The sequence below is a fragment of the Campylobacter concisus genome (assembly GCF_002913765.1).
Taxonomy (GTDB): Bacteria; Campylobacterota; Campylobacteria; order Campylobacterales; family Campylobacteraceae; genus Campylobacter_A; species Campylobacter_A concisus_BB.
This window is the reverse complement of record NZ_PPCH01000024.1, coordinates 1-4031: the sequence shown is the minus strand read 5'-3', so window position 1 is coordinate 4031 and position 4031 is coordinate 1. Positions and strand designations below refer to the sequence as shown.

At 34.9% G+C, this 4031-nt stretch carries 4 protein-coding genes; all 4 read right to left on the bottom strand.

The features are described from left to right. Positions 1-10 precede the first annotated feature (10 nt). Positions 11-547 carry a type II toxin-antitoxin system RelE/ParE family toxin gene (locus tag CYO89_RS06835; protein ID WP_103592734.1) on the bottom strand — a complete coding sequence of 179 codons (537 nt, stop codon included), beginning with the start codon at positions 545-547 and terminating at the stop codon, positions 11-13. Between the two features lie 26 nt (positions 548-573). After that, positions 574-897 (bottom strand): hypothetical protein, encoded by a 324-nt coding sequence (locus tag CYO89_RS06830; protein ID WP_103560461.1) that lies wholly within the window; start codon positions 895-897, stop codon positions 574-576. Further along, complete coding sequence (locus tag CYO89_RS06825) at positions 897-1916, bottom strand: replication initiation protein (RefSeq protein ID WP_103592735.1); 1020 nt, start codon at positions 1914-1916, stop codon at positions 897-899. The genes CYO89_RS06830 and CYO89_RS06825 overlap by 1 nt, the downstream gene beginning before the upstream one ends. Positions 1917-2631: 715 nt before the next feature. Next, complete coding sequence (locus CYO89_RS06820; protein WP_103597733.1) at positions 2632-3780, bottom strand: hypothetical protein; 1149 nt, start codon at positions 3778-3780, stop codon at positions 2632-2634. Between the last annotated feature and the right edge of the window lie 251 nt (positions 3781-4031).

Genomic DNA, 4031 nt, shown 5'->3' with positions numbered 1-4031 from the left:
GTAATGCAATTTACATTCTATATCTGTTACCTTTGTAGATACCTAAAATTTCTACTAGACTTTTATATCTAAATCTAAACGGAATTATGTAATCCTGAAAAAATAAATCTGATATATCTTTGCGCCCAAAAACTTGGTTCATACGATACCTAAATGGGTCGCTAGGAACGCTTGATATTTTTTCTAAAAGTCCATTTTGAAAATCTGCTGCCTTTTCTGCGCTTGCCTCTGCAAGAGTAGTCAAAATTTCATTTAGCTGATTATTAAAATTTGCGGTAAAAATTACTTCTCCACTTTCGACTTTTATATTCTCTAGGCTCTTGCTCGAGTGGCTTTTCATCTCATCAAAGCTATAAAAATCCATTTCTCCCAGCAATACCCTCATTAGGGTTTCTCTTAGATTATTTGCGTCTTTCTCTGTTATATCTATGCGTGGGTCATAGTATGATATAGACGCTTGTGGGTCAATATCTCTTATTAGTGTTTCTATCGCATTAATAGTGCTATGCTTTGCTGTGGTTGTTATGTGTATTGAAGTTACTCTCATTTTAAAATCTCCGTATTTTTATCTGACTAAAATTTTTTGTTTTTTGGGTAAAAAATGTAATCTCCATTTTCTCTTTCATACATAGCACAATTATCTTTCAGGTATTGAAAGAAATTACCATCGTTTAAAAGATAACTATATCCAGGCGATTTAAAATCATCATCATTGTATCCATCAAAAAATTTTAATGTGTATTCGTAAAAAAATGAGTTTAAAAAGAAAGAATTTCTCCCCCTTTTTCGAGCTATATAATAGCTGCTTCCATCGTTGATAATGTATTTTATATTGTCTAAGTTTAACTCTATTTTTTTTATTTTTGTTAATGGGCTTATTCTTGTTATTAGTGTCATTAGTCTGATACCTTTAACGAATTTTTTAAGTGTTGTAAAGTTTCAAACTCCATAAAAAATATTTTTTCGCTTTCTTGGTTTTTTATTGTGGCTCTTAATTTTCCATTTGCTAAATTTTCTAAATTGATAATTTTACAGCTATCGTTTCCGCCATCAAATTTGTTTTTAAAGTAACAATATTTTCCGATAAATCCGTCCAAATGTGAAACTCTACCGCCAAAAACTCCTGGTCTTGTTTCTAGTGTTGGGGCGTTTTTGATTTCGTTTTGTCGCATCTCTCGCAATTCTCTTAACTGCTCTTGAATTTCGTTTTTTTCTCCTACTTCTGGTGTGAAAGAAAATTTTATATGTGTTATTGGTCTGCCTCTTCCTCTTCCTTTGATTTTTTCGATTTTAAAATTTTTGAAAATAGGCTTGTTTGGGTTAAATACTGTCGGCTCGTTAAAATCTTTTATGACTTGTTTTAAAATTCGTTTGTCTATATCTGCTACTGCGTAGCTTTGTGGTATATCTAATCGTTCTAAAAAATCAGCCCAGCGCATAATAAATTCGCCACTAAGTCTAAATTGTTTGCATAGCCGATAAATGGTTTGGCTGTATTTGCTAGATAGTTCGCTAAATTCGGCTAATTCAAAAATGGTATATTGTTTTTCTTTCCAAACCCCATTTAGCATAGCTTCAAATGTTGGTGTAATTTTAACTTTGATATCTAGGGTTTTATTGTCTATATCAAATACTTCAAACAATGTAAAAAATCTTGTAGTGCGTTCGTCTAATTCAAATCTACACGCCGTTTTAATGATTTTATCAACAGCACTATGTGTTAAATTTATCGCTTCAACCATAGTTAAATTACGCTCCGTATATTGCATTATTTCATACATATTGAGCGTTATTGTTTGTGTCCCTTTGTCTTTTAGCAAAGTTAGAATTGCAAAAAATAGATTATTTTCTATCTTGGATAAGCCTTTAAAGTTCAATAAATTCAGCTTGTTGTCGTATTTTGTAAGCTCTTGCATTTACGTTCCTTTTTATTTTAATGACAATTATAACATACAATGCCCTTAAAATAAAGTCCTTTAAAACTCCCAAAATGTCCTTTTAAAACTCCCAAAATGTCCTTTTAAAACTCCCAAAATGTCCTTTTAAAACTCCCAAAATGTCCTTTTAATGGTCTTGCCAGCTCCGATGTAGTCGATGTTTGCGAGGGGTCTAAAAGATAAAAGAAAAAGTATTTAAAAAGATAAAAAAACGCGCGCGCGAAAAAAATCGACCACTTTTTTAAAAAATCTGACTATGAATTCGGACGCTTCAGCAGCGCTCAAATTGCTAGCGCAATTTTCGTCCGCGAGCTTTACGCCTTGCATAGTCGCTACGCTCCGCAAGGCTTTAGCAATTAAGCGAGCAGGTGCTCGAAGGGGCACTTATGGGGTTTGCACCCCATACCCCAAATTTTTGAAGCAAAGAAACCAAAGGGCTGTCAATGCTCTTAAAGCCCCACTAGGGGGCTAGGCTTATGAAGCCTTTGTAACTAGCAAACAAAGTGCTATAATTACAATTAAGAACGTTAGACGGTTCAAATTAACCACCTCCTTTCAGAGGTGAAATTTAAAGCCAGAGGTTGCGACCCTTTGGCTTTAACCTCTACCAAAATTATATCAAATCACATTTTAAAAGTGCTAAGGCAAACACGCAGTGGCAAACTTAGCACCAGCAAACGAAGTGCGGTAGTCTTTATTGACGTCTAGCTTTAAAAACTCTCTCTTTGTTTTCAGGCTGTAAAGGGGTCAAATTTGACCGCTGTTGAGTTTTCTCTATTTGGTCGATAAATTCCTCGTCTTTTTCTTTTTCGTTCAATAGCGGCTCTGTAAGCTCACTAGAAAAGATATTCTTGATAAAACTAAAGACATCTTTTGCGTGATTGCTGACGTAAGCCATTGCTTTTGATATGAAATTCTTTAGCTCGCTATTCTCTTGCTTGAGATTGATAATTTGGATTTCTTGAGCTTTGATAGTTTTATTTTTTTCCTCGAGGTCTTGCTCGAGCTTTTTTGTATAGAGGCTATTTTTTGCCACTTCTTCGGCTAGTTCTTGCTGTTCTAGGCGCAGCCTTTCTATCTCATCTCGCCTTTGTTTGTCAAGTGCCTTAAGCCTCTCAATTTCTGCTAGTAGTTCATCTTTGCTAAATTCCTGGTCGCTCTTTTTTATGCTCGATAAGCTATCAAAAAAGCCTTTTAAAAATCCCTTACCCTTACTCTCTTTACGCTCTTTCTCTAGTATGGCATTACGCTCTTTGAGGTTTAAAATTTCTCTCTCCAGCTGCTCTTTTTGCTGCGCTGCCTTTTTGTATTGCTTATGACTTAGGCGTTCAGCCTCTGAGTTTTCTTGTCCTCGCTCCATTTGCAACATTTCGGCAACTGCTGTTTGTAGCTCTCTTAGGTCGGCTGGCTTGATTTTCTCTTTTCTCCAGTTTTGCTGTCCGTCCTTAACCGTTACGAAAGTTATATGAGCGTGAAAGTTGTGCTGTGGCTTGTCATTTTTGTAATGCCCCTCATCTCTATGCACGGCGATAGTGGCGCAAGTGATATTAAATTTTTGCTCGATATACTCTGCTAATTTTTGCACGTCCTCGAGCGTATGATTTTTATTGAGATTTAAAACGGCTTCCCAGTGTGAATTTTCAAAAGTTGGTCTTTTGCCTTTTTTTGTTCCGTATGATTTTAATTCCTCGTCAAAAATTTCTCTAGCTGATTTCTCATTTTGCCAGTAAAAATTTTCTAGTCGGTCGGCTGGTTTTAGTAAATAATTTGGTTCATCTTTTCTAAAATTATGGTCGTAAGAATGCCCTTTGGCTTTTTGAAAATTGATAGATGATTTTGCCATAAATTTGCCTTTGTAAAATCTCAAGCTTGTGAGAGATTTTACCGCACGATTTATTAAAACTTGTTTTAATAAAGGATAGTGCGCACTATCCTTTATTACTCGCAAGCTCGCAATAAAGTCGTGCGTAATGCAATTTACATTCTATATCTGTTACCTTTGTAGATACCTAAAATTTCTACTAGACTTTTATATCTAAATCTAAACGGAATTATGTAATCCTGAAAAAATAAATCTGATATATCTTTGCGCCC